Raw genomic sequence first — 25,120 nt, forward strand, 5'->3', positions numbered from 1 at the left:
AAGCGTTCCGTCAGACCGGCATGCGAGGCTTTGCGGATACCACGAGCGGGGTACGACCGCCCCTGAAGTCCGGAAATCCAGCCGATGAGCGCCTTCGACGTTCGTGACCTCTTGGAAGCCGCAGGCCGGACCGGTGCGCCAGCCGCCGGACCAACAGCCGCGATGCCGCCCGCCGAGGCGGTGGCGCGGCCGGCCCCGGCCCCTCTCCTCTCGCCCGTGGTCCTCGCCGGCTGCGTGCGGATGGCCGATCTCGTTCTGATCGCGGTGTTGGGTTTTGCAACCCAGCGGCTGCAACTCTCCGGCACCGTGCCGATGTCGTTCCGCTACGCGGCCGCGATCCTCGGCGTGGCGACCATCGCGGTACTCCTGTTCCAGGTCAGCGGCGTCTATCGCATCGGGGCCTTCCGCACGCTGGTGAAGCCGGGCCTGCGCATCGCCGCGGCGTGGTCGCTCACCTTCCTCGTCGTCGCCACCGTGATGGTGTTTGCCAAGGTCGCCGATCATTACTCGCGCGTCTGGCTCGCGACCTTCTTTGCCACCGGGCTCGGGGCGCTTGTGGTCGGGCGTTTCGTCCTGACCCGCATCGTCGCCGCGCAGATGCAGCGCGGCAATTTCGATCGGCGGACCGCCATCGTCGGCGGGGGCAAGGTGGCCGAAGACCTGATCCGCGCCCTCGATACCCAATCCGAATCCGGAATCCGCATCGTCGGCGTGTTCGACGACCGCGGCGACATGCGCTCCGATACGGTGGTGGCGGGCTACCCGAAGCTCGGCACGGTGAGCGACCTCGTCGCCTATGCCCGCACGACCCGGCTCGACCTCATCATCTTCACCCTGCCGATCACCGCCGAGGACCGCATCCTCCAGATGCTCGCCAAGCTCTGGGTGTTGCCGATCGACATCCGCCTCTCCGCTCAGGCCTCGAAGCTGCGCCTGCGCCCGCGGGCGTATTCGTATCTCGGTGCGGTGCCGGTCCTCGACGTGTTCGACAAGCCGATGGCCGACTGGGACATCGTCGCCAAGGGCATCTTCGACCGGATCGTCGGCTTTGCCATGCTGGTGACGCTGGCCCCGGTGATGCTCGCGGTCGGCCTCGCCGTGCGCCTGACCTCCGCCGGCCCGGTCCTGTTCCGGCAGAAACGCTACGGCTTCAACAACGAGTTGATCGAGGTCTACAAGTTCCGCTCGATGTACGTGAACCAGAGCGATGCCGGTGCGGCCAAGCTGGTGACGCGGGACGACCCGCGCGTGACCCCGGTGGGCCGCTTCATCCGCAAGACCTCCCTCGACGAGTTGCCACAGCTGTTCAACGTCATCAAGGGTGAACTCTCCCTCGTCGGGCCGCGCCCCCACGCGCTCCAGGCCAAGGCCGCCAATACGCTCTACGATCAGGTGGTCGATGGCTATTTCGCCCGTCACAAGGTCAAGCCCGGCATCACCGGCTGGGCGCAGGTGAACGGCTGGCGCGGCGAGACCGACACCAGCGACAAGATCCAGCGCCGCGTCGAGCACGACCTGCACTACATCGAGAACTGGTCGGTGCTGTTCGACATCAAGATCATGCTCGCCACGCCGATCTCGCTGTTCCGGACCAGGAACGCGTACTGACCAAAACCGCGTACCGATCCGCGTTTTTGCGATACACGGCCCGATCCCCCGGCGGTTCGCAACGGGGATCGGGCCGTGACGGTAAGAACCCATGACGATGAACGCCGCCACCCGCGACCGGCTGCAGGCCCTTCGCCGCGGCGATCTCGCGGGTGCGCGCGAGCTGAGACTCACCGGTGGTCTCACCGAATTCCCGCCGGAAATCTTCGGCCTCGCCGACACGCTGGAGGTGCTCGATCTCAGCGGGGGGACGTTGACCGCCCTCCCCGACGACCTCGGTCGCCTCGCCAAGCTCAGGGTGATCTTCTGCTCGGGCAACCGGTTCGAGCGGCTTCCGCCGGCCTTGGGGGATTGCGCGGCCTTGAGCCAGATCGGCTTTCGCGCCACCGGCCTGAGCGAGGTGCCGGGCGAGGCCCTGCCCCCGCTCCTGCGCTGGCTCACCCTCACCGACAACCGGATCGCGCACCTCCCCGAGGCCCTGGGCGAACGGCCCTTTCTGCAGAAGCTGATGCTGTCCGGGAACAGGCTGCGGACACTCCCGGCCGGCTTGGCGGCGGCATCGAATCTCGAGCTGGTGCGCCTCGCCGCCAACGCCCTCGATGCCCTGCCTCCCTGGCTTCTCGCCCTGCCGCGGCTCGCCTGGATATCCTTCGCGGGCAATCCGCTCGCGCGCGAGACGGAGGCCGCCGAGATGGAGACCGAGACCGTTCCGTGGACCCATCTCGAGCCCGGTGCGCTCCTGGGCGAAGGGGCCTCGGGGCGGGTGTACCGGGCGCTTTGGCGTGCGGACGGCACGGGTGCTCCGCGGGCCGTCGCGCTCAAGCTGTTCAAGGGCGCCATGACCAGCGACGGCTTGCCCGAGCGTGAGATGGCCGCCTGCATCGCCGCGGGCGTCCACCCCAACCTCACCGGTGCCCTCGGTCGGCTGGCCGGCCATCCCGAAGGTCTGCACGGCCTCGTGATGCCGCTCCTGCCGGAGCAGTGGCGCGGCCTTGCCGGGCCGCCGAGCCTGGAGAGTTGCAGCCGCGACGTCTACGATCCCGGCTTGCGCCTGGAGCCGGTCGTCGCCTGGCGTATCGCCTCGGCCGCCGCGGAGGCCTGCGCCCACCTCCATGCGAATCGGCTGCTCCACGGCGACCTCTACGGCCACAACGTGTTGTGGGACGGGGCGGAGGGTGCGGCGGTGCTCAGCGACTTCGGTGCGGCCTCCGTGCTTCCCGACGGCCCGGATCGTCTCGCTCTCCAACGGATCGAGGTCCGGGCCTGGGGCCTGCTCCTTGGGGAATTGATCGACCGTTGCCCGGTGGAGGCCCACAGTCTCGGCGCCTTGCGCGCCTTGGAGCGCGACTGCGTCCAGGCCGATCCGCGTGCGAGGCCGCTGATGGCCGAGCTTTGCAGCGCTCTCGCGGGCCTGCATCCGACCGAACCGTGAGACGATCCCGTCAGGCGAAGCTCCGCGCCGGATACGAAAAAGGACCGCGTCTCGGGTGAGACGCGGTCCTTCTTAGATTCTCGGGACGCAGCGGAGAAGCCGCCGGCGCGGTGCCGACCGGGATCGCAGCCGCTTCCCGGGAGCGACCTACTTCAGCAGCGTCGCGAGCGAAGCGCCGGCCGGCGAAGCGAGCTCCTTCGCGTCGATGGTGCCCTCGGCATCCGGGTCTGCGGCCTTGAAGCGCGCTGCGACCACCGCGAGGTATTCCTTCTTGTCCAGCGTCCCATCGCTGTCCGGGTCTGCGGCCTTGAGCTCGGCGGCGGTGACGCGGCCGGTCAGCTCCTTGGCGTCGAGGGTGCCGTCCTTGTCGGGGTCGAGCATGTCGAACTGCTTGGCGGCGGCGGCCTGCGCTTCCTTGAGGTCGATGGTGCCGTCCTTGTCCGGGTCGAACGCGCTCACCTCGGCGGGGGCGGCGAAGGCCGGGGCGACGACGCCGAGGGCGAGGACACTGGCGAGAAGGGCGGCAGGAAGACGATAAGCCATGAATTGAATCTCCATAGATCAACTTGGAAAAGCGAGTCGCGCTCCAAGTCCGATGAAAAGACTAGTCTTGAGGAGGATGAGTCTCCCCGAGTCGAGTCGAGTCGTGACACGGCTTTACCTAATATGCCCGGGAGAATCCGGCAACCCTTTGTTCCGTTTTTTCTCGTCAGGCGGGAAATGCTCCTCGCGTTGCCCGAGTTTGACGGTGCCGATCCGCGACGTATGGCGAGACCCGCGCGCCCGTTCCGCGAACGAGGCCGTGAGAAACGAAAAACGGCGCGACCCCAGGGGGGCCGCGCCGCGCGTCTCGCCGCAGAGGCGAGATCAGGAGTTGCGAGATCAGGAGTTGCGAGATCAGTACTTGCGGATGATCGGCTCGGCCATCGGCACCGGGTCCGCACCGAAGGCGTACTTGATGCCACCGTAGATCGACAGCGGCTGGGCCAACGTCGTGGTGCGCGGATCGTTGATGGTCAGATTGCCGACGACGTTGCCGCGCTGGGCGAAGGTGCCGAAATTGGCATACTTGTTGTTGGTCAAGTTGGTGATCAGGCCGAAGATCTGCAGGTTCGGCGTGACCTGGTAGCTCGTGTTCAGGCCAAGGACCAAGTAGGCGGGCAGCTTCGGATTCAGGTTCGAATCGTCGCCGCGATAATAGGACGACGAGAAGGCTTGGATGTTCATGCCGAAGCGCCAGCCCGGCAGCACGAGGTAGTCGAAGCCGACCTTGAACTGATGGTTGGGAACGAGCGGCACTTGGTTGCCGGGTCGAACGGTGATGGCGCCGTCATTCGCCAGCGGATTGTTGGGCGACGACAGGGTGCCGTTGAACTGATAGGTCGCGTCGATCAGCGCGTAGTTGGCATAGACCGAAACGAACTCGCTCGTGTACTCGCCGCCGACCTCGATACCCTGGCGCTGGGTTGCCGGCACGTTGACGTAATATCCGCGGGCGGCGTTGCCCGGCGTGGCGAGCTGGATGATGTCGTTGGTGAGATCGGTGCGGAAGGCTCCGATCTTGTAGCTCATGAGGCCGCCAGCGTAGAAGTTCGGCAGCGCGCCGCGGAAGCCGACCTCGTAGGTGCGGCCGGTGACCTGCTTGAGCGGCGGATCGGCCACGAGCGAGTTCGGCAGCAGGCAGGGCCGGTCCGGGTTGGCGCAGGCCAGTTCCAGCGGGGTCGGGGCGCGGTTGGATTCCGAGTAGCCGCCGTAGAGCGACAGGCCCGGATTGAACCGGTAGGTCAGGCCGGCGAGCGGATTGATCTTAGTGAAGTAGTGCGTCCCGGTGACGTCCGGCGAGAAGCCGGTCTGGTCCTGCGTGCTCACGCGGGCGAAGTTCAGGCGGGCACCCGCGGTGAGCGAGAGGGCGTCGGTCAGGTCGAAGGTGTCGGTGGCGTAGAGGCCCATGTAGAGGTTCGAGCCGATCACCGAGCTTGGTGCGATGCCGAGCGCTGCGTCGGTGCGCAACTGCGTCGTGCCCAGCCCCGGAATGTTGCCGTAGAACGGGTTGCTCGGGTTGGTGGTGACCGACAGGTCCGGGTTGATCACGCCGAGCGTGCTCGACGACTTGAAGGAGTAATCCGCCACGTCGATGCTGCCGCCGACGAGGAAGGTGTTGCCGAAGCCGCCGATCTTGTCGCGGTTGGTCGCCTGGAGCGACCCGCCGTAGCCGGTGGCCTCGGTCTTCGTCACGTCGATCGTGCCGTAGGGGACACCGGCGGTGAACGGGATCCGCTGGTTGTTTCTGCCGAGGATCGTGAACTGGTTGCGGAACGCAAGCTGGGATTGGCCGGCGGCCGGGCTGAAGCCGTCATCCTCGAAGCACAGGAAGCCGCGGTTGCTGGAGCGCGTGCTGCACTGCTCGAAATTGCCGTCGTTGCCATCGATATATTGCTGGCTGAAGCGCCGGTAATAGGCGTTGCCGGCCAGTTCCCAGCTCGGCGAGACGTCGACGCGGCCGGTGAGCTGGATCGTGCCCATCTCGGTGGTGGAGGTCTGCGGGTAGGTGAAGATCGCCCGCGGGTCGGCATGGGTGAAGTCGACGGGCGTCGCGGCGGCGGCACCGAAGAAGGTGCGGGCGCCCGCGGCGATCAGGTGGAATTCCGAATCCGGGGTGCGGTATCCGAGGTCCGAGTAGAGGCGGCCGATCGTGCTCGGGCTCTCGTAGCGCCAGCCGCGGTCGTTCATGCCGTCGCCCGCGAAGTAGAAGCTCCACGGGCCGATTACCTTGCCGTATTGCAGCGAGCCGGCGATGCGCCCATCCGAGCCGCCGAGCACGGTGACCTCGGTGCCCTGCCAGGTAAAGCCGTTCTTCATCTGGATGTTGACCGCGCCGCCGAGCGCGTTGAGGCCGAACACTGGATTGCCGGTCACCACGTCGATGCGGTTGATCGCGACCGGCGGGATCAGGTCGAACTGAACCGTGTCGCCGAAGGCTTCGTTGATACGGACGCCGTTCTGGTAGACGGCGAGCCCCTGCGGCACGCCCTGAACCGGCGAGGCCGTGAAGCCGCGGTAGGTCAGGTCGGTGCGGCCCGAACTGCCCTGCGAATCCGACAGGTTCACGCCGGGCGTGCGGCGAGCCAGGGTGGCGACCGCGTTGAAGGTGCCGCGATCATAGTCGAGATCGGCCGCCGTCACGGTCTCCACCGTGCTGGGGATCTTGTACAGCGGAATGGCACCGCGCCCGCCGGTGCTGCTCACCGGGGTGGTCGCCACCACGTCGAGCTCGGCCAGGGTCACCGACTGCTGCACACCGGCATTCTGTGCCAGGGCGGCGCCCGGCATCAATGCCACCGATAGGAGCAGGCTGCCTCGCAGCGTCCGCTTCGTCATCCCCAGACCCTCGATCGTCGTCGTGCCGTGCCCCTTTTGCGGGGCTTACGACACAACCTTGTGAGGATCGCGGGTTGGGCACAATTGCACCGAAGCCGCAATGCGCGGTTTCACGGCCTTAGGGACGTCTTACGAACGCCGCGTGTCGTCACGGCAACATCTTTCCTGCCTATTTTCAACGACTTAAGGAGTTTCAGGCAAGCGATCCGGGAGGATTCGGCAATCGGCCGCCAGAGCGTGCGCGATCACAGCTTCGCCTGGATCCTGCGGGCGATCTCGCCGAGGCGCTGCTCCAGCAAGGTCGGCACTTCACAGACATAGGTCAGAGACTGACTGCGCTCCTGGAAGATGCGCCGGTCCCAAGCAAACTTGGTCTCGAGATCGGAGGCCTCCTTGGGCATTTCGCGAGCGTCCTGGGCGCTGGGGCCGTCCTTGGTGGCGCTGATCTTGTCGGCTTCATCGCGGATGCGCTCGGCCATGCGGCGCTGCCCTTGCGAGTACCGTGCGATGCCGGCAATCACCTTGTTGCGCTCGCCGTTGAGGACTTCGAACACGCCCGCATAGACCCGGGTCAGGCGCTTGTCCTTGTCCGCACCCGCCTTGGCGGCGAATTCGTCGATCATCGGATCGACGTCAGACAGTTCCGTGCGGCGCGACGCGATCTTCTGGGCGAGGGAGGCGGCTTCGAAGTCGTCGCCCCAGGCGCCGGCCTGCGCGATGTCGGGACCTGTCCAGACCGAGCCGGGGCTCAGCGTCGAGACCTTGCGCTGAACGCAGGGCCAGTCGGGATCACCCTTGGGTTGGGCCGATGCCGGCCCGGCGACGATTCCGAGGGCGAGAAGAGACAGAGCGAATGTGCGAATCATGAATTGTCTCCGGCCGGGCCGCCGCGCCGGGCCATGATGCCCCGGCCCGGATCGTAGGCGACGACGGCAAGGGTGAAGAAGGCGAGAGTGGTGCCGACGACCACGGCGCAGGACAGTGGATCGAACTGCCCATAGAGCGCGAAGCGGACGAGCTGCACTGCGTGGGTGAACGGGTTGGCCATGCAGATCGCGTAGAGCGTCTCGGACGATTCGCGGATACGCCAGAGCGGGTAGAGCGCCGACGACGCGAAGAACATCGGGAAGATCACGAAGTTCATCACGCTGGCGAAGTTCTCGAGCTGCTTGACCATCGAGGACAGCAGCAGGCCGATGGAGCCGAGCATCAGCCCGGAGGCGATGAAGGCCGGTAAGGCGGCGACATAGCCGATGGTCGGAATATCGAGTTCCCAGAACCAGGCGATGCCCAGGAACGCGTAGGCCTGCACCACCGATACGGTGACGCCGGCGATGAGCTTGGCGAGAAGTAGCAACCAGCGCGGATAGGGGCTGGTGAGCAGAACCTTCATCGATCCGACCTCGCGGTCGTAGACCATCGAGAGCGACGACTGCATGCCGTTGAAGAGCTGGATCATCACCGCCAGCCCCGGCACCACGTAGACTTCGTAGAGCACGTAGGTCTGGTAGGGCGGTTCGATGGAGACGCCGAGCGTGTTGCGAAAGCCGGCGGCGAAGATGAACAGCCAGACCAGCGGGCGCACCAGCGCCGAGAAGAACCGCTCCTTCTGGTTGAAGAAGCGCAGCAGCTCACGCCGGACGATGCCGCCGAGGCAGATGAGGTAGCCGACCGCGTCGAGGCGGCCGAGATGGGGTACGGGTGCAGAGGCCGATGGTGCGCGGGCCGGCGTGGTCGTGCTCATGCGGCCTGCCTCGGCGGTTCGGCGACGAGGCGGCGGAAGGCGGCCTCCAGGGTTTCACCGCCTTGCGCGATGGAGCCGGCGGTGCCCCGGGCGACGATGCGGCCCTTGTGCAGCACCACGGCGTCGTCGCCCGCTTCGATCTCCTCGAAGATGTGCGTCGCCCACAGGACCGACAGGCCCTCCTCCCGCACTAGGGCGCGGACGATCCTGACGATGTCGGCGCGGGATTCGAGGTCGAGGCCGACGGTGGGTTCGTCGAGCAGCAGGAGCCGGGGTTCGTGCACCAGCGAGCGGGCGATCTCGATGCGCCGGGATTGGCCACCGGACAGGGTCCTGACCTTGTCGTCGCGCCGGTCGGCGAGGCCGACGCGATCGAGGAGCGTCGCGACCCGTGCCTTGGCGGCCTTGCGGGTGATGCCGTGCAGGCTGGCATGATAGAGTAGGTTTTGCGCGACGGTCAGGTCGGTGTCGAGGGTGCGGGCCTGGAACACCACGCCCAGGCGGGCCAGGGCCCGGCTCGGCTCCTTGTCGAGCGCGTGGCCGAGGATCGAGACCCGGCCGTCCTGGTTCGCGTAGAGCCGGGTGATCACCGAGAACAGGGTCGTCTTGCCGGCTCCGTTGGGGCCGAGCAGGGCGGTGAAGCGTCCACGCGCGACGGCGAGCGAGACGTCCGACAGGGCCGCACGCGACCCGAAGCGATGGCTCACGCCCGCGACGTCGAGCGCGGCGCTCTCGGTCATGGCTTCAACGCCCGTTTGGCATCGCCGACGGCGTCGAGACACTCGTCGAATTCGCCCTCCCCCAGTTCGCGCTCGGCGACCCGGAGGGCCTTCTTCAGCTTGGGCAGGACGGTCTCGGCGGGCGGCTTGGCGAGCTCAGCCTTGATCATGGCGATGCCGTCGGTGCAGGCGAACTTGTCGTCGGCCAGCGCCGGACCGGCGATCAGGAATACGGCGAGAGCCGCGAGGGAGAGGCGCATGATCGGTGCCCTACTTCACGATGAACTTGCCGGCCATGCCCTTGGCCTCGAGGCCACGGACCGTCCAGGGGTATTCGCCGGGTTTGATCGCCACGAACTCGAGGGCGATCTCGCCCGGATCGTCGAATTCGAGATGGTCCGGCGGGCCGCTGCCGTGGATCTCCAGATGCTGAATCACGATCTGGTTGAACCAAATGTTGCGGAAGAACTCGGTGGCGTAGAACTTGTACTCCTGCCGGCCCTTAGCGACGATGCGCAGGCGGTAGGCCTTGCCGGATTCGAGTTCGATCTCCTTGTTCTCGACCACGAAGTCGTTGCCCTCCTCGTTGCCGAGCACGAGGTCGGGCAGGTTGGCGCGCTTCTTCGTCAGGTCGAGGGCGAGCGCCGGTCCGGCGGCGAGCATCGCCGCCAGGGCGAGCGTGGCCGCCCGTATCGTCCGCTTCATGTGATCGTCCTCCCGTTCGCCGCCTTGTGACGGTCGTTCGTCGATGTCACGGCGTCCCCGGCCCGTCGTACGCGGAGCGCCTGAGGCGCCCCGGATACGACGAACCGATGAAGCTGTCGCGGTGTGCCGACACTCAATTCGGCGAGATCGCCACGCCCCAGGGCAGCAGCCCCACCGGAATGCTCTTCACCACCTTCTCCGCCGCGACATCCACCACCGAGATGTCGTTGGAGGAGCCGTTCGTGGAGATCAGGAGCTTTTGGTCCGGCGTGAAGGCGAGCTGCCAGACGCGTTGACCGACGGGGAGATACTTCTCCACCGCGTAGGTCTTGGCGTCGATCACCGCGATGCGGTTGGCGGGCCCGAGTGCCACGAAGGCCTTCGATCCGTCCTTGGTGATGCGGATGCCCACCGGCTGGATCGCCTCGTCGTTCACGCTCGGGATCTTGAAGGTGATCTTCTGGATGACCCGGCGCGCCGCGACATCGATGATGCTCACGGTGCCGCCGACCTCGGCGGAGACCCAGAGGAACTTGCCGTCCGCGGTGAACTCGGCAAAGCGTGGACGCGCATCCACCAGCACGTTGTCGATCACCTGGAAGGTTGTGGTGTCGATGAAGTGCGCCATGTTGGTGGTCTCGGAGGTGTTCACCAGGATCTTGCCGTCGGGCGACAGGCCCATGCCCTCGGGCTCGACGCCCACCGGCACCTCGGCCATCACCTTGTTCTTCTCGACGTCGATCACCGTGACCTGGCTGTCATCCTCGTTGGCGACGTAGAGCAGGTTGCCGCTCGGGCCGAGGATGAACTGCTCGGGATCGGGGCCGGAGCGCAGCGAGCGGACGACCTTGCCGGTCGCCGTATCGAGCACGTCGATGCGGTCGTCGTCGCTGGCGCAGACGAACAGCTCCTTGCCGTCCTTGCTGGTGGTGACGCCGCGCGGGCGCCGGCCGACCTTCCAGGTGCCGGTGACCGCCATCGTCGTCGTGTCGATGACGCTGACCGAATTGCCCTTCTCGTTGGTCACGTAGACCGTGTAGGCCTGCGCCGACCCGGCTCCCGCCAGGGCGGTGGCGGCGAGCAAGGCCAGCCCCAGAACCGATCGCGACGCGTTTGTCCTGAAGCCGCGGCTCATGTGTGTCCTCCTCGGGGCCATCGCTGTCTCGCGCGCGATTGACCGATCATCCGTTACTATAGTGCAGCCCCGTGTCATGGGGAGCGCAGGACCGCAAGCCTTGCCGTCACGCGTTGCCGCAGGGCCGGCCCTCCGTGAGATCGTGTCGGGTCGACGATTCAGGGAAATTTGCAGGTGGTCTCGGGCAGATCGATGCCGAGGGTGTCGAGCGGTGTGCGCTGGTGGGTGAAGCCCTGCTCGGGCGCCACCGAGACCACGGCTTTGGGTTGCACCACGATCAGCGGCTGGCGCAGCTGGTGGTCCCAGGGGCGGTAGGTCAGCGACACGCCTTTGTAGGCGGGCAGGCTGAAGGCCGGCTCTGCGAAGTAGGGCGCGAGCACGGCCGGGTCGGCGGTCTTCTTCTGCGTCGCCGCCTCGCCGATGGAGCGTACCGCCGCCCAGGCCTGATAGTCGAGCGGTCGCATCAGGCGGCCGGCCTGGCGCCGGAACCGGTTCTGCGCCTGGGCCGCGCCCCAGGTCTCCAGGGTCGGGTGCCACGTGGTGGCGATCAGCCCCTGCGTGCCGGCGACCGGCCGCGGATCGACGGTGCGGAACGGAACGTAGTCGCCCCAATCCCCGGCTTCGTCGGCGACGATGGCGAGGTCGTAATCGACCCCGCGGGTGAACACCAACGCCTCGGAGCGCGTCGGCGTGTCGCCCCGCGCCTTGGCGAGGGGCCCGAAGGTCCAGGGCTTCTCGGCGGTGATCTTGAGGTTGAACTTGCGGGCCGAGTTCTTGAACGCCTCGGCATAGAGGCGGTCGTTGTCCTGCGGGCCGGTGATGAGAAACATCTTGCGCCAGCGCATCAGCGTGAAGAACTCCGCCAGCGCGTCGGTCTGCATCGCCCGGCTCGGGATCACGTGGAAGACGTTTCGACGGCAATCGGCACCCCGCAGGCGGTCGTCGGGGGCGGCGGTGTTGAAGATCGTGACGCCCTCCCCCTTCACCGCATCGGCCACCGCCAGAACCGCGTCGGCGGGCAGCGCCAGGACGAGGAATCGGATGCCGCGGCCGACGAGATCGCGGGCGGCCTCCACCGCGTCCTTGCCCTCGGTGAGCGCGACCTCGTCGAGGGCGTAGGTCTGCTTGGTGAAGCGACCGGTGGTGTTGTTGTCCTTGATCGCCATCCTGGCACCGGCCACGCCCTCGTCCTCGGGGGCAGCCTCGGCATCGTAGGAGGAGGGCGCGGGTTCGGGCCGGTAGATCAGCCCGATATGCGTCTCGCTGCCGGCGACCGCCGGTGGCGGCGCCTCCCGAGCGGTCGGTTCCTGCGCGGAGACCGGACCGATGACGCCACAGGGACCGCAGAGCCCGAGCGTGAGGGCGAGCGGGGCGAGGAGGGATCGTACCGGATCATGCATGCGGGCGGCACGCTAACAACATCTCGCCGCCGCGCTCAATCGCGGATTGATGAGCGATCCCTAAGCGAGTGCCCGGCCGCGATTTGCTTGAGGCGGCAAATCCAGGCACTTCTTCGCCCGAACGCACGCAGGCTGGGGATCGCTGCGGACGCCCGGGCGTTTCCGAATACTTCGCGCCGTACCCGATGTGAGACATGCGACCATGGCCCGCCTTCGCACTGGACACGCCCTTCTCGCCGGGATCCTGCTGAGTCCCGTCCTCGTCGCTCACGCCAGTGCCGCACCCGAAAAGGCTGCGATCTTCGGGGTCGAGCTGTTCGACCCCGGCGTGGCCGGCGGCCGCAAGGCGCGGCCCGACGAGATCCGCCGCCTCGGTCTCGTCACCGAGGAATTGCGCAAGGCGCTCACCGCCGACAACGTGGTGGAGCCCGTCGATGTCGGCCCTCAAGCCGCCGAGATCGCCAAGCAGGCGCCCCTCTACAAGTGCGACGGCTGCGCGGCGACCATCGCCAAGACGCTGGGCGCCGATCTGGCCGTGAGCGGTTACGTCGAGAAGGGCTCCAACCAGATCTTCAATCTCACCGTGACCATCGCCGAGGCGGCCACCGGCAAGGTCGTGCGCGGTGGCCGCGTGGTCATCCGGGCCGATACCGACGATACCTGGGCGCATGCCATGCGCTGGGTCGTGAAGAACCGCCTGCTGGCCGAGCCCCTGCCCAACCGCTCGTGATCGGGTGCGTTTTTTGGTAGGGCCATCGGCACCGGCTCGGGGAAAATGGTGAAACCGCCGCTCCGAGCCTCGATCGTTCCAAGTGCCCTCAGCGAGTCGAAACCGTCGTGTTGACGCCCTCCCCCTTCGATCCCGGCGACACCGCCCCGCGCCTCCTCGTGAGCGTGCGCGATGCCGACGAGGCGCTGATGGCCGCGCGCGCCGGCACCGACCTCGTCGATGCCAAGGATCCGGCACGCGGCGCGCTCGGGAGTCTGGCGCCTGCGCTGGTGCGGGCCATCGTCGCCCGCGTCGGTCATCGTGCCGTGACCAGCGCGGTCGCGGGCGAGCCGGCGGATGACGACGCGCTGACAGCCTGCATCGCCGCGATGGCGTCGACCGGCGTCGACTACGTGAAGGTCGCCGTGCGCACGGACATGTCCGACATCGCCCTCGCCCGGGGAGCGGCCGCCGCGCCGGGCCGTCTGATCGCCGTGCTGTTTGCCGAGCATGGCCTCGCGCCGAACCTCGTGCCCCGGTTGGCCCTGGCGGGCTTCGTCGGAGCGATGGTCGATACTTCGGGAAAAATCGGCCGCCGTCTCACCGATCTGCTCGATCCGTCGGCGCTCACGGCCTTCACGGCATCCTGCCGCGCGCACGGTCTCGTGTCGGGGCTCGCCGGTTCGCTCGCGCTCGGCGACGTACCGGTTCTGGCGCGGTGCGGTGCTCACTATCTCGGATTTCGCGGCGGCCTTTGCCGCGAGAGCGACCGCACAAGCGGCCTCGACCCGGATCGGGTGGCGGCCGCGGTTCAGACCCTGCGCGCGCTGACGCGCCGGGACGCCGCGTGACGCCGTCCCTCCCTCAGGGTCCCACCGTCGTGAAGCTCGGCGGCAGCCTCGTGGCGGACGGGACCCGCCTCTGCAGCCTCCTGTCCGGTCTCGCCGATGGGAACGAGGGGCCGTGCGTGATCGTGCCGGGCGGTGGCCTGTTCGCCGACGCGGTGCGCGCGGCCCAGGGGGCGTTGGACTTCGACGATGCGCTCGCCCATCGCCTCGCCCTCGATGCCATGGGGCGCATGGCCGAGGTGTTCTGCGCGCTCGAACCCCGGTTGACCGTCGCTCACGATCTCGACGCGATCGGCGCGGTTCTGGCGCGCGGCGGCACGCCGGTCTGGGACCCGGTGGCGCTGAAGCGCGGGCATCCCGCCATTCCGGCGACCTGGGCCGTCACCTCCGACAGCCTCGGCCTGTGGCTCGCCACTGCGCTCGGCGCTGCGCGCTGTATCCTGGTGAAATCCACCGATCGTCCGCCCGGGACCAGCCTGGGCGATCTGAGCCGCCTCGGCCTCGTCGATACGGCCTTCCCGGATTTCGCCGAACGCTATCCTGGCGAGATCGTGATCCGCGGTCCGAGCGCCTCCATCGTAAGGGCAGCGGCGTGAGCCCGCGCGAACACCTCGTCTTCATCACCGGCCGGATGGCGAAGGCGCGCCTGGAGAAGGTCGCCGCCACCTTGCCGCCCGAGCGCTTCGCCTGGAGCATCGCCGATGCCGGGGTGAAGGTCGCAGCCCTGATGACGGAGGAGATCATCCGGCGCCGGGTGACCATTCCGGAGGGCGCGACGCGCATCGTCCTGCCCGGCCGCTGCCGCGCCAACCCGGAGGCGTTGGCGGCCCATTTTGGCTTGCCCGTTGAGCGCGGTCCCGACGAGATCGTCGATCTGCCGGCCTATCTGGGCCTCGCCGGCCGCATTGTGGACTTGTCGCGCCACGACCTGCGCATCTTCTCCGAGATCGTCGACGCCTCGAAGATGACGCCCGATCAAATCCTGGCCAAGGGCCTCGACCTCGCCCGGCGCGGTGCCGACGTGATCGATCTCGGCGGCTTGCCGGATACCGAATTCCCGCATCTCGAGGAGTGCGTGCGCCTCCTGAAAGGCGCCGGGCTCAAGGTCAGCGTCGATTCCTTCTCCCTCGACGAACTCACGCGCGGGGCGAAGGCCGGCGCCGATTTTTTGCTCAGCCTCAACGAGGATACCCTCGACCTCGCCTTCGAGACCGACTCCGTCCCGGTGCTGGTGCCGGTGCGGCCCGACGATCTCGCCTCCCTCGATCGGGCGATCGAACGGATGGAGAAGGCGGGGCGGCCCTACATGGCCGACCCGATCCTGGAGCCGATCCATTTCGGTTTCGTCGAGTCGATCACCCGCTATCATCAGACCCGCCAGCGCTGGCCGAACAGCGAGATGATGATGGGTACCGGCAACCTCACCGAGCTGACCGAGGCGGACAGTCTCGGAATCACCGCCCTGCTGGTGGGGATGTGCTCGGAACTCGCCATTCGCAACGTGCTGATCGTGCAGGTCTCCAACCACACCCGCCGCACCGTGGAGGAGCACGACGCGGCCCGCCGGGTGATGTTCGCGGCCAAGGCCGATTCGGCCCTGCCCAAGGGATACGGCCGGTCCCTGCTGGCGCTCCACGACAAGCGCCCCTACGTGCAGACCCCGGACGAGATCGCGGCGCAGGCGGCGGAGGTCCGCGACCCGAACTACCGCGTCGCGGTGGCCGAGGACGGTGTTCATATCTACAACCGCGACGTCCACAAGGTCGGCACCGACGCGATGGCCTTCTTCCCCGATCTGAACGTGGCCGAAGACGGTGCCCATGCGTTCTATCTCGGTGGCGAATTGACCAAAGCCGAGACGGCGTGGCGGCTCGGCAAGCGCTACGTCCAGGACGAGGCGCTGGTCTGGGGGGCCGCCGCCGACGCGGAGATCGAGGACACCACGGCCTTCAAGAAGGCCGGCCATACCAAGCATTCCGGACCGGATCGCGCGCCAATTCCGGAAGCGGATGCCGGTCAGCCCGAGACGGTGGCGCAGAAGGCCGCGCCTGCCGCCGATGCTGTGTCGGAGGCTCCCGCGGTTCCGGGGGCCCGTATCGTCTGCGGCAAGCTCGTTCCGGCCGGGGAGGCGTGAGGGCGTGCCGCTGATCCTCGAGACCGTCGTCACCACGCTCTCGCCCGAGGGGCTCATCCACCTCGTGCCGTTCGGCCTGATCCAGGACGGGGCCGACTGGATCCTCTCTCCGTTCCGGCCGTCCCCGACGATCGTCAACCTCGACGCCAGCCCCTACTTCGCCGCGTCGAGCCCGAGCGACGTCCGGGTCATCGCCGGTGCCGTCACCGGACGGCGCGACTGGCCGCTGGTGGCCTGCGACCGCATTCCCGGTCGGCGCCTGGCTACGAGCTTCGGCCATGCCGAGTTCGAGGTGGTGTCGGTGGAGGACGATGCGACGCGCCCGCGCTATCGCGGTCGCATGGTACACAGCGCCGCGCATGTGCCGTTCTTCGGCTACAACCGGGCGCAGGCCGCCGTGTTGGAGGCGGCGATCCTGTCGACCCGCCTGCACATGCTGGAGCCGGACAAGATCCTCACCGAGATGCGCTATCACGCCATCGCCATATCCAAGACCGCCGGGCCCGCCGAGCGCGAGGCCTGGGACTGGATCGAGGATAAGGTTGCCGCCGCCTTGGGCCGCGACGACCGCATCCTCGAAAAGCCCCCCACAGCACTGTAGAAAGTGCAACCCCGAGGAGACGAAGACCCGATGAAGTTTCTTGCTCTCACGACGGCGGCGGCCTTCGCCCTCGTCTCGTTCGGCGCAGCAGCGCACGGCCCGACCCGCAAGAAGGTCGAGGAGACGGTCGAGATCAATGCGGCGCCCGACAAGGTCTGGGCCGTGATCTCCAACTTCCAGGACATGAGCTGGCTGCCGCCGGTCGCCAAGACCGAGGGTACGGGTGGCAACGAGGTCAAGGCGACTCGTGTCCTGACGCTCAAGGACGGCGCCACGGTGGAAGAGGAACTGTACAAGTACTCCGCCGAGAAGATGAGCTACTCGTACCGCATCAACAAGGTCGACGTGAAGACGCTTCCGGTGAACGATTATTCTTCGACGATCAAGGTCGAGGATGCCGGCGGCAAGACCAAGGTTTCGTGGGATGGCGCATTCTACCGCGGCTACATGAACAACGATCCGCCGCCCGAGCTGAGCGACGAAGCCTCGCAGAAGGCCGTGCGCGGCCTCTACCGCACCGGCCTCGACGCCCTCAAGGCGAAGGTCGAGAAGAGCGGTTCTTGAACGGTCCTCGCCGGAATCGCGCGACACGGAAGGGCCGGCCTCGCGCCGGCCCTCTCCTTTTTGCGCTCACGCTGATCGCCACGCCGGCCCGTGCCGACGAGGCTCTGGTCACGGCGCAAGGCGCCAACGTCCTCACCATCGTCGATCTCGACGCGGGCAACGTCGTCGGCCAGGTGGCGATCGACGGCGCACCGGCCGGCATCGCCCTGTCGCCCGATCGCAAGACGGCCTATGTCACCCGCCCCGAGGGCCCGAGCCTCGCCGTGGTCGACCTCGCGGCGCGAACGGTCACGGCCACCCTGCCTCTGCCGGGCGGTCCGCTCGGCATCGCCGTCAACCCGAAATCCGGCGCCGTCTACGTCGCCGACTGGTACGGGAGCCGGATCTTCGTGGTCTCGCCGGATGGATCGAAGCTCGAGACCGAGATTCAGGTCGGTGCCTCGCCCTCCGGCATCGCGGTCACCCCCGATGGCGCCACGATTCTGGTGGCCAATCGCGAGGGCGATTCGGTCTCGCTGATCGACGCCGCCACCGCCACCGAGACCCTGAAAATTCCGGTGGGCCACCACCCGTTCGGCATCACCCTCGATGAGACGGGCGCGCGGGCCTACACCGCCAACGTCATCTCCAACGACGTCTCGGTGATCGATGTGGCCGCACGCCGCGAGCTCGGCCGCGTCACCACCGGCGAACGGCCCTACGTCGTGGCGCTTGCCGGCAACCGCGGCTTCGTCACCGACCAGTATTCCGGCACCGTGACGGTGTTCAACCTCCAGAGCCTCACAAACGTCGCCGCCATCGAGGTCGGCGACCATCCGGAAGGCATCGCCGCCACCCGCGATGGCCGATCCCTCGTGGTGGCGAATTGGGGCTCCAACACTCTGAGCGTGATCGACGCCACGACGCTCAAGGTCACGAAGGACATTACGGTGCCGGATGGGCCGCGGGCGTTCGGCGACTTTTTGCGGTGAGCTTTGTGCCGCCCTCGCCGGGCGGCCGAAGCGGTGTGTCTGGCGCCCTCACGCGGCCGGTGGCGGCTCGCTGACCTCAGGCTCCACCGGCGAGTTCAGGATATCCTCCAGTTCGTCCACCAGCATGTCGATCTGGTCGGGGGTCGCCAGGACCTTGAGGGTCTGGCCGCTCTCGGTGGCGAGGGCCAGTTCGATATGGGCACCCGACCGTGCGGCGAGGATACGGGCGAGTTTGTGCGTCGCGCTCATGAGCGGGGCTCCGGTTTGAGGGTGAGGGTCAGGACGCGAGGAGGGCCACGGCCACGGCCGGGCCGCAGGTGGAGGCCCAATCGGCCCCCGTCTCGGGCAGGTTTTTCGCGATGAGGGCGGTGAGGCCGAGGGAACGCCGGCCGAGGCGTTGCGCCAGGCGTTCTGCCAGGAACAACCCCGCTCCGCACACCACCAGGGGAGCGTCCGGTGGGATATCCGAGCGCGAGAGCAGGGTCGCTGCCGCGTCGTGCAGGGCTCGCAACTGGGCCTCGGAAAAATGCGCCGCGAGGGCCCGCCACTCGTCCGGCGTGCCTTCGCCATGGTCCCGGCCGATGATCCGGGCGAGCCGGGTCTCGCTCTCGGCGATCGACTTCCCCTTCATGTCGGCGCTGCTCTGCTGATCGGCACCTTCGGGCAGGTCTCCGGTGATCCGGTAGATGTCGGCGGTGGTGGCGAAGGTCTCCGCCATCAGCCGCGTGCGGCGGCCGCGGAAAGGAGCCTGATCGGCCAGGCCGATCAGGTGCGTGCGCACCACGCCCGAATAGACGAGTTCGCCGGTCTCCAGACGCTCGGCGTCGCTGTAGCCGAGCGTCGCCGGTCGCCCGGACACCACCGGGATCAGGTCGGCGGTGGTGGAGCCGATATCGATCAGCAGCGCGTCGGCGACGTGGCGCCCGACGAGAGCGGCGGTGGCGTGCCAGTTCGCCGAGGCGACGTCGGCGGAGGCGTCGCGCGCGGCCGCCGCGGCGAGGAGCCCCGAACGCCCGGCATAGATCCGCACCGTGCCGGCAAGATGCGCCTGCGCCCAGTCGGACAGCTGCGCCACGCCGTCGGCGCGGTCGGCGAAGCAGTCGGTGAGCTCACCCGTCATCGTCACGACGTGGTCGGCCTCAGACCGCGCCCAGTCGGGCAGCCCAGCAAAGGTCTCGTCGAGGGCCGGCAGGCCGCGCCAGAGCCGGCACGGGGCCTGCACCACGGCCTCGACCCGGCCGTTGCGGACGAGAGCCGCCTTGACATGGACCCCGCCGAGATCCCAGCCGATCACCGGACGCTGCGTTGCTGCGGATGCTGGTGTCACGGAACGCGCCTGAAGAGAAGGGATGGAGCCGGATGGCGGATGGATTCGAGATCGTCCCGGTGATCGACCTGCGCCACGGCCAAGTGGTGCGGGCGCGAGCCGGGGAGCGCGCCTCCTATGCCCCGATCGTGACGCCCTTGGCAAAGGGCGCGGAGCCCGCGGATGTGGCGCGTGGCCTCCTGGCCGCGGTGCCGGCACGCATCCTCTACGTCGCCGACCTCGACGCGATCATCGACCATGCCGCCCCGGACCTCGCGAGCCTCGCGCGGATCGCTCACGCCTGCCCCGGGGTGACGCTGTGGGTCGATGCGGGTTTCGGCGATGCGGCCGGCGTTGCGGATTTCCTGCGAACGGGCCTCGGCCGGCCGGTGATCGGCAGCGAGAGCCAGACCGATGCGGATTTGGTGCGCGGTCTCGGCGACCGGGCCGTGTTCTCCCTCGATACCCAGGGCGACGAGCGCCTCGGCCCGATCGCCCTGCATGCGCAGCCGGAACACTGGCCGCGCGACGTGATCGTGATGACGCTGGGGCGGATCGGCGTGGGAGGCGGCCCGGATCTCGATCGTCTCGGAGCGGTGCGGGCGATGAGCCCGGCGACGCGCCTCTATGCGGCCGGCGGCGTGCGCGGCCCCGAGGATGTGGCGGCGCTCACAGCGCTCGGCGTCGCCGGCGCCCTTGTGGCGTCCGCGATCCACGATGGCGGCTTTGGAGCATCGCCCCGACACGGGGACGTCGTGTCTCGAAAAAGCTGACGCAACCACGAGACACCAGAGCGTCGTCCCGAATGCGAAATCCGGTTCGGTGCTCTAGTGGATCGCTCAAAAAGAATGGGGCGGCTGACGCCGCCCCACTTGAAGTTCATCGTCCGAGGAAGATGGATGCCAGTCGCTGGAGCAGGCCCCGCGGTGCGGGCGGAGGCTCGCTCTGCCCAGGACTGCCTCCAATCTAAGCGTTCGACGCGAAGGGGTGCGTAGCCGAGTTGCGCTGCTCGGTGACGACGGCCGCGGTGGGCTCGCCCTTGACGGCGCGCTCGATGGAGAGCTTCACGGCGTCGTAGTTGTACTTCTGGATCTTGGCGTCGTCGGCCGCTTCCCAGTGAATGAACACGCCGACCAGGATGAACAGGTCGTCGGCTTCATCAGCGGGGATCGTGCCTTCGGCGACGCAATCCTGCACGGCCTTGGCGACACCGTGCTGGGCAGGGCCGAACATCTGGACGGCCTGACGGGCGTCGTTGATGGTGACCTTGTTGAACATCAGGGTGTTCGGCTTGCAGGGCAGGTTCGGCGCGATGACGGCGAGCAGGCTGGTGAAGCCGTGCTTGTTGTTCACGAGGCCGTTGCAGAAAGCCGTCTCGGCCGGCGAGCCGCGCGGTCCGATGATGAGATCGATGTGGGCGACCTCGTTGCCATCGCCGACGAGAGCCTCGCCGACCATAACCTTGTTGATCTTCGCCATGTGGGGTTTCTCCCAGGAGTCTTGAAAAGACGTGACCGCCCCCGAAGACGGGCGCGGCCGAAAGCTATCCTTGTTCACGGCGTCCAGCCTCGTAAGAGGCCGGACCGGTTAGCCCGGATCGCGGCGCGGACCCTACTCTGGGGTCTTGCCCGGAACAACCCTGCTCCGGGCGTGGTTTTCGGCAAATTATTTGAAGAGAGCGGGAACAATTCCTGTCGATGGTCGATCGCATGGTCGGGTTCACGCGGACAGGTGGTCGAGGAACAGGGTCGCCACGGTGAAATCCGCGCTGGTGCCCGGATTGAGGCCGGCTGCCTTCCAGGCCCTGTCCCGTTCCAGCAGGGCCTCCACCGGCTCCGCTGCGAGGTCGAGGGCGAGAAGCGCCGCCGCTTCCAGGCGCAGGGCCTCGGCGCGCTCCGCTCCGTGCTTGCGGGACACATGAGTGTCGGGCGCCTGAGCGAGGTAGGCGAGGAACACTGCGGTGGTGGTCCAGGGCGGCGCGAGCCCGCGTGCACGGGCCGCCGCGAGGGCCGGCAGCCCGATGGTGAAGAGGTCGGCGAAACCGGTGACGTAGGCGCGGGCGATGGCGTCCCGTGGGGCCGCCTCCGCCATTGCTGCAACGAGCGAAGGCGGCGATTCCGTCTCTGTGACGTCATGGCGGGCGGCCTTTCCGAGGCCGCCTGGGTTGGCGCGGCGAATCGCGGCGTAGACGTCGTCCGCATCCTGCCTGTCGAAGCCGCCGAGCACGCGGAGGAGAGCGTCCGGCAGCGTGCCGTCCTGTTCGGCCGCCAGGGCGAGCGGCGCGCAGAGCAGGAGGATCCCCAGATTGGTGTTCTGGCCCACCGCCGCCATGGTGGCGTCCATGGCATCGCGGACCCGTCGCCCGACCCGTGACCCGGCGCCGGCCAAATGGGGCGCCGATACCGTGGCGCTTGTGACGAAATCCACCACCGCCATGCGGTGGCCATCGGCGAAGGTATGGACGTTGCCGGGCTTGAGCGCATCGAGTTCGGCAAGGCAGCTCGCGCGGTAGGCCCGCGCGATCGCCTCCGGGGTGAGGCCCCTCCTCTCGGCGCCCTTCATACCGAGGCCTGTCATCCCAACGCGGAGACGAGGCGCGGAGGCCGGGCGGCCCGCACGGCGTTGAGGAAGCCGCGCGCGACGGCCAGGGCGATATCGACTTCGGTGACCTTCTGCAGCCCCGACCAGGCCGGCATGCTGTTGACCTCGAGCACGAGGAAGCCGCCCTCCCCGTCCTCGACGAGATCGATTCCGGTATAATCGACACCCACCGCTGCCGCGGCCCGTTCCGCCAGTTCGGCGGCGGCGGGCGGCATCGCCCAGGGCAGCGGCCGGCCTCCGCGATGGACGTTGGTGATCCAGCCGTCGCCCTCGCGAATCATCCCGGCAATGGCCCGGCCCTCGCAGACGAAGACCCGGTAATCGCGCCACAGACCATCGCTGCGGGCGATGTAGCGCTGAAGATAGTAGACGCGGGACACCGCCTCCTCGTCGGGTAGGTCATCGGGCGTCTCGATCAGCTGGAGGCCCTCCCCCTGCGAGCCGAACAGAGGCTTCAGGACGATCGGTCGACCCGGACCGGCCTCGCGGGCCACCAGCTCGGCCGCCGCTTCGCGCTTGGAGAACACGAACGTGTCGGGGGTGCGCAGGCCGGCCCGGTCGATGAGCAGGCTGGTCATCGCCTTGTCCACCGAGCGCTCAATCGCGACGGGTGAGTTCCAAACGGTGGTGCCCGAGGCGACGAGGGCGTGAAGCACGCCGAGCCGCATGGTGGTGGCCTCGAAGGTCCCGCCGGCCACCGTGCGCAACAGAACGCCGTCCGGCAGGGCGTCGGGGAAGCCCGGTACGCGCAGGGGCTCGGGGCCCCCCGTCTGGATCGCCACGTCGGCGAGGGAGAACAGAACCGGCTCGGCGCCGAGACTGATCAAGGCAGCCTTCAGCCGCGCCTTGTGCCAGTTGCCGTTATCGGCCGCGAGCCCGATCCGCATGTCTTTCGCAAACCTCGACGTCTGTCCCTCTCCCCGGTGCGGGAGAGGGTGGCCCGCATCAGCGGGTCGGGAGATAAGGAACGCATCGCCCAGAGAGGGCGTCCCCTCTCCCGCCTGCTTCGCCGGCACCCTCCCCCGCGAAGGGGGGAGGGCCATGACCGATCGCTCAGCTGAACGAGGCTTCGACGAGCTCCGGCATCAGCTTGCCACCGCGGAAACTCTTGCCCGAGGTGACGGACGTGACGATGACCTCGGCCGGGCTGAAGAGCGCGCCGTCGATCTTGTAGAAATCGCCGTTCACCCGGCCGAAGATTTCGGCGAAGGGGGCGCCGTGATCGGCCGAGGTAGTGGAGGGTAGCTGCTCGGCGAGCTGCTTGGCGTCGGCTTCGTCGGCCTCGACGTAGAGATGTACCCGGCCGCCATAGATGATGGCGTCGTTGGTGCGGCCCATGGCCTGGATGAAGTCGGGGTGCTGGGGCGAGAGCGGAGCCGAGCCGATGCCGTCCACGATCTTGTGTAGGTCGAAGCCGACGGTGTGGGCCTTGTGGAGCGCCACTTCGAGCACGCGGGCGACGACCTGGGTGGAGCCGGCGAGGCTCTGGGTCGGGGCGTAGATGAAGGTCAGGTCCTCGGGCCGCAGGCCGCAGGCCTCGGCGACCTTGGCGATGACGGAAGCCGGCGGGCCGCCCGCGGCTTCGAGCACCAGGGCGGTCCGGGTGGCGGTGTCGCGGTACCCGAGCTCCTTGTAGAGGTCTTCCACAACGGCCACGGCCCGGCCCGGGCCCGAACCGAGGGCGAAGAAGCCGGAATCGCCGGTCTCGTCGGCGAGCGACCAGCCGGCATATTGGCTGCCGAGACAGGCGATCACCGGATCGGCCGCATGCACGACCACCGAGTAGGGCCACGACGAGATCGGGCCGGACGGGGCGATCGAGACGGTGCCGAGGCCGCCGAGGCAGATCTCGGCAAGGCGCCGTCCGGCCTCGATGGAGCCGCGCACAGTGGCGCCGGCATCGATCATGCGCGCGCCGTTCTGCGTGGTCACGGCCAGACGCAGCACGTCGGCATCGGCCACCAGCCGCTCGACCATGGGGGCCGTCAGCGCGTTGACGCTCGGATAGGGGCGGCTCTGCGCCGTCGGACTTGTGGTCATGGGTATCCCTCCGTCAGGTCGAGCAAGGCGCGCAAGGTGGCAGCCCGGCTTCGCAACATTTCTTTCGTGGCGGCCGAGTCCGGACCTGTGGCGAACAGGGTGCACAGCGGTGCATCGCGTGCCACTGCGGTGCCGGATCTTGGGCGGTCGCGAACGAAATCCGGCCAGTCGACGGGCGGCATCGGCGCGTAGCCGGCAGCCGCGTAACAGATTTCCGCGGCCGCCGCATCCACCGGCACCGCCTGCCGCTCCGGCAGTTTCCCGCGGCTGGCCGCGATATGCTGGGCGAGAAGCGGTATCGGGCGCCGGTCGAGTACATCGAGGGTGGCCCCGGGGCGCGGGTTGATCTCAGTGAGCCACCACGCCTCCCCCGCGACGAGGAGGTCGGCACTGGCGAGCCCGCGTAGGCCGGTTTCGGATACCAGCCGCCCCACTGCGTCTTCGATCTGCGCGAGCATGCATGGGGCGAGGGCCTGCTCCTCGTGGCGCGCACGCTCCACCGCCCCGGCATAGCGGAACGGGCGCAGCGGCGAAGGTGCGCTCCACTGTTCGGTGATCCCGACGACAACGATGCTCTGCCCGTCGGCCAGGAACGCCAGGGCATGGGCCTGCCCCGGCACGCGGGCCTGGAAATACGCGCCCGGCGGCGCAGGCCCGGCGGTGGCGGCGCGGATATGGGTGCCGCCCGAGCCGCCGGCGCGCTTCAGCAGCCATCCCGCGCGATCGGCCACCGGATCGCGGCTGATCGTTGGGTGCGGAATGCCGAGGCGCCCGCACAGGGCGGCGAACCGATCGGGGTCCTTGAGGTGCGCGACGGATTCCGCCGACGCGCCGAGAAGCGGAAAGCCCGTGGCGATCGCTGCGATCAGATCCGGTGCGCCCTCGAATCCACTGCCGAGGACGATGCCGATGGGTGGCGTTCGCGCGCGCGCGGCGAGTTCGCCGAGGTGCGCCAGTAAGCTCTCACCGCCGAGGCGCCCGCCGCCGAACCGCCCGGCGACGGGCTGGTGATGCTCAGCCAACGCCAGAGTGTCGGCATCGCCGAACAGGTCGAGCACCAAAGGGCGCAATCCCGCCCGCCGCGCCGCCTGAGCCAGGGCGCGGCCGGATTGCGCGGCGATCAGGATCGTGTCGCCGGGGCGGGCGTCCTCAAGCACGCGGGCGCTCACGGGCCGGCGCGTCGGGCTCGGGAACCGACCCTTTGAGCGACGACCCGGTCCGAGGA

The 25,120-nt window shown here is 68.3% G+C and carries 26 protein-coding genes; 10 read left to right on the forward strand and 16 right to left on the reverse strand.

The features are described 5' to 3' along the window. Positions 1-84: 84 nt before the first annotated feature. Entirely contained in the window at positions 85-1,608 is a 1,524-nt protein-coding gene (locus G3T14_RS10295) for an undecaprenyl-phosphate glucose phosphotransferase (RefSeq protein ID WP_163642358.1), read from the forward strand. 97 nt (positions 1,609-1,705) lie between these two features. Beyond that, positions 1,706-3,040 (forward strand): leucine-rich repeat-containing protein kinase family protein, encoded by a 1,335-nt coding sequence (locus G3T14_RS10300; RefSeq protein ID WP_163642521.1) that lies wholly within the window; start codon positions 1,706-1,708, stop codon positions 3,038-3,040. A gap of 147 nt (positions 3,041-3,187) precedes the next feature. On the opposite strand, the gene G3T14_RS10305 is transcribed toward G3T14_RS10300, so the two are convergent. From G3T14_RS10305 to G3T14_RS10345, 9 genes are all read right to left on the reverse strand, one after another. Continuing rightward, a complete protein-coding gene (locus tag G3T14_RS10305) occupies positions 3,188-3,583 on the reverse strand; it encodes an EF-hand domain-containing protein (RefSeq protein ID WP_163642360.1) in 396 nt (131 codons plus the stop codon). 354 nt (positions 3,584-3,937) lie between these two features. Beyond that, the gene (locus tag G3T14_RS10310; protein ID WP_163642362.1) at positions 3,938-6,418 is read right to left on the reverse strand and encodes a TonB-dependent receptor; all 2,481 of its coding nucleotides are present in this window, start codon (positions 6,416-6,418) and stop codon (positions 3,938-3,940) included. Between the two features lie 245 nt (positions 6,419-6,663). Further along, positions 6,664-7,284 (reverse strand): hypothetical protein, encoded by a 621-nt coding sequence (locus G3T14_RS10315; RefSeq protein WP_163642364.1) that lies wholly within the window; start codon positions 7,282-7,284, stop codon positions 6,664-6,666. Then, positions 7,281-8,162: an ABC transporter permease gene (locus tag G3T14_RS10320; protein ID WP_163642366.1), complete on the reverse strand. Its 882-nt coding sequence runs from the start codon at positions 8,160-8,162 to the stop codon at positions 7,281-7,283. Before G3T14_RS10320 ends, G3T14_RS10315 begins: the two co-directional genes overlap by 4 nt. Beyond that, a complete protein-coding gene (locus tag G3T14_RS10325) occupies positions 8,159-8,902 on the reverse strand; it encodes an ABC transporter ATP-binding protein (RefSeq protein ID WP_163642368.1) in 744 nt (247 codons plus the stop codon). The genes G3T14_RS10320 and G3T14_RS10325 overlap by 4 nt, the downstream gene beginning before the upstream one ends. Continuing rightward, a complete protein-coding gene (locus G3T14_RS10330) occupies positions 8,899-9,141 on the reverse strand; it encodes a hypothetical protein (protein WP_163642370.1) in 243 nt (80 codons plus the stop codon). The genes G3T14_RS10325 and G3T14_RS10330 overlap by 4 nt, the downstream gene beginning before the upstream one ends. Before the next feature lie 10 nt (positions 9,142-9,151). After that, positions 9,152-9,586 carry a hypothetical protein gene (locus G3T14_RS10335; protein ID WP_163642371.1) on the reverse strand — a complete coding sequence of 145 codons (435 nt, stop codon included), beginning with the start codon at positions 9,584-9,586 and terminating at the stop codon, positions 9,152-9,154. 133 nt (positions 9,587-9,719) lie between these two features. Next, complete coding sequence (locus G3T14_RS10340; protein WP_163642373.1) at positions 9,720-10,721, reverse strand: YVTN family beta-propeller repeat protein; 1,002 nt, start codon at positions 10,719-10,721, stop codon at positions 9,720-9,722. 158 nt (positions 10,722-10,879) lie between these two features. Continuing rightward, on the reverse strand, positions 10,880-12,121 hold the full coding sequence (locus G3T14_RS10345) for an ABC transporter substrate-binding protein (RefSeq protein ID WP_163642375.1): 1,242 nt from the start codon (positions 12,119-12,121) through the stop codon (positions 10,880-10,882). A gap of 202 nt (positions 12,122-12,323) precedes the next feature. Here G3T14_RS10345 and G3T14_RS10350 point away from each other — a divergent pair, with 202 nt between their 5' ends. From G3T14_RS10350 to G3T14_RS10380, 7 genes are all read left to right on the forward strand, one after another. Beyond that, entirely contained in the window at positions 12,324-12,851 is a 528-nt protein-coding gene (locus tag G3T14_RS10350; protein ID WP_163642377.1) for a DUF3280 domain-containing protein, read from the forward strand. 107 nt (positions 12,852-12,958) lie between these two features. After that, positions 12,959-13,681: a (5-formylfuran-3-yl)methyl phosphate synthase gene (locus G3T14_RS10355; RefSeq protein ID WP_348645253.1), complete on the forward strand. Its 723-nt coding sequence runs from the start codon at positions 12,959-12,961 to the stop codon at positions 13,679-13,681. Beyond that, on the forward strand, positions 13,678-14,274 hold the full coding sequence (locus tag G3T14_RS10360; RefSeq protein ID WP_163642379.1) for a uridylate kinase: 597 nt from the start codon (positions 13,678-13,680) through the stop codon (positions 14,272-14,274). The genes G3T14_RS10355 and G3T14_RS10360 overlap by 4 nt, the downstream gene beginning before the upstream one ends. Further along, positions 14,271-15,812, forward strand: coding sequence for a DUF6513 domain-containing protein (locus G3T14_RS10365; RefSeq protein WP_163642380.1), 1,542 nt, complete (start codon positions 14,271-14,273; stop codon positions 15,810-15,812). The genes G3T14_RS10360 and G3T14_RS10365 overlap by 4 nt, the downstream gene beginning before the upstream one ends. A gap of 4 nt (positions 15,813-15,816) precedes the next feature. After that, positions 15,817-16,413 carry a DUF447 domain-containing protein gene (locus G3T14_RS10370; protein ID WP_163642382.1) on the forward strand — a complete coding sequence of 199 codons (597 nt, stop codon included), beginning with the start codon at positions 15,817-15,819 and terminating at the stop codon, positions 16,411-16,413. Positions 16,414-16,443: 30 nt separating this feature from the next. Next, positions 16,444-16,977, forward strand: a complete 534-nt coding sequence (locus G3T14_RS10375; RefSeq protein WP_163642384.1) for an SRPBCC family protein — start codon at positions 16,444-16,446, stop codon at positions 16,975-16,977. A 71-nt stretch (positions 16,978-17,048) separates the two neighbouring features. After that, on the forward strand, positions 17,049-17,948 hold the full coding sequence (locus tag G3T14_RS10380) for a beta-propeller fold lactonase family protein (protein WP_163642525.1): 900 nt from the start codon (positions 17,049-17,051) through the stop codon (positions 17,946-17,948). Positions 17,949-17,996: 48 nt separating this feature from the next. Here G3T14_RS10380 and G3T14_RS10385 read toward each other — a convergent pair whose 3' ends face one another. Both G3T14_RS10385 and G3T14_RS10390 read right to left on the reverse strand, forming a co-directional pair. Next, positions 17,997-18,197, reverse strand: coding sequence for a hypothetical protein (locus G3T14_RS10385; protein ID WP_163642386.1), 201 nt, complete (start codon positions 18,195-18,197; stop codon positions 17,997-17,999). A gap of 28 nt (positions 18,198-18,225) precedes the next feature. Continuing rightward, on the reverse strand, positions 18,226-19,275 hold the full coding sequence (locus G3T14_RS10390; RefSeq protein WP_163642388.1) for a hydantoinase/oxoprolinase family protein: 1,050 nt from the start codon (positions 19,273-19,275) through the stop codon (positions 18,226-18,228). Positions 19,276-19,307: 32 nt separating this feature from the next. On the opposite strand from G3T14_RS10390, the gene G3T14_RS10395 reads away from it, so the two are divergent. Further along, positions 19,308-20,027: a HisA/HisF-related TIM barrel protein gene (locus tag G3T14_RS10395; protein WP_163642390.1), complete on the forward strand. Its 720-nt coding sequence runs from the start codon at positions 19,308-19,310 to the stop codon at positions 20,025-20,027. A 193-nt stretch (positions 20,028-20,220) separates the two neighbouring features. On the opposite strand, the gene fae is transcribed toward G3T14_RS10395, so the two are convergent. From fae to G3T14_RS10420, 5 genes are all read right to left on the reverse strand, one after another. Further along, the gene (fae, locus tag G3T14_RS10400; protein ID WP_163642392.1) at positions 20,221-20,733 is read right to left on the reverse strand and encodes a formaldehyde-activating enzyme; all 513 of its coding nucleotides are present in this window, start codon (positions 20,731-20,733) and stop codon (positions 20,221-20,223) included. A 240-nt stretch (positions 20,734-20,973) separates the two neighbouring features. Continuing rightward, positions 20,974-21,816, reverse strand: coding sequence for a triphosphoribosyl-dephospho-CoA synthase (locus tag G3T14_RS10405; RefSeq protein ID WP_163642527.1), 843 nt, complete (start codon positions 21,814-21,816; stop codon positions 20,974-20,976). Between the two features lie 11 nt (positions 21,817-21,827). Beyond that, complete coding sequence (locus tag G3T14_RS10410) at positions 21,828-22,742, reverse strand: RimK family alpha-L-glutamate ligase (RefSeq protein ID WP_163642394.1); 915 nt, start codon at positions 22,740-22,742, stop codon at positions 21,828-21,830. A gap of 166 nt (positions 22,743-22,908) precedes the next feature. After that, the gene (gene mch, locus G3T14_RS10415) at positions 22,909-23,895 is read right to left on the reverse strand and encodes a methenyltetrahydromethanopterin cyclohydrolase (RefSeq protein ID WP_163642395.1); all 987 of its coding nucleotides are present in this window, start codon (positions 23,893-23,895) and stop codon (positions 22,909-22,911) included. Further along, positions 23,892-25,064 (reverse strand): ATP-grasp domain-containing protein, encoded by a 1,173-nt coding sequence (locus tag G3T14_RS10420; RefSeq protein WP_348645254.1) that lies wholly within the window; start codon positions 25,062-25,064, stop codon positions 23,892-23,894. The genes mch and G3T14_RS10420 overlap by 4 nt, the downstream gene beginning before the upstream one ends. Positions 25,065-25,120 lie beyond the last annotated feature (56 nt).

The sequence above is a fragment of the Methylobacterium sp. BTF04 genome, assembly GCF_010692745.1.
Lineage (GTDB): Bacteria > Pseudomonadota > Alphaproteobacteria > Rhizobiales > Beijerinckiaceae > Methylobacterium.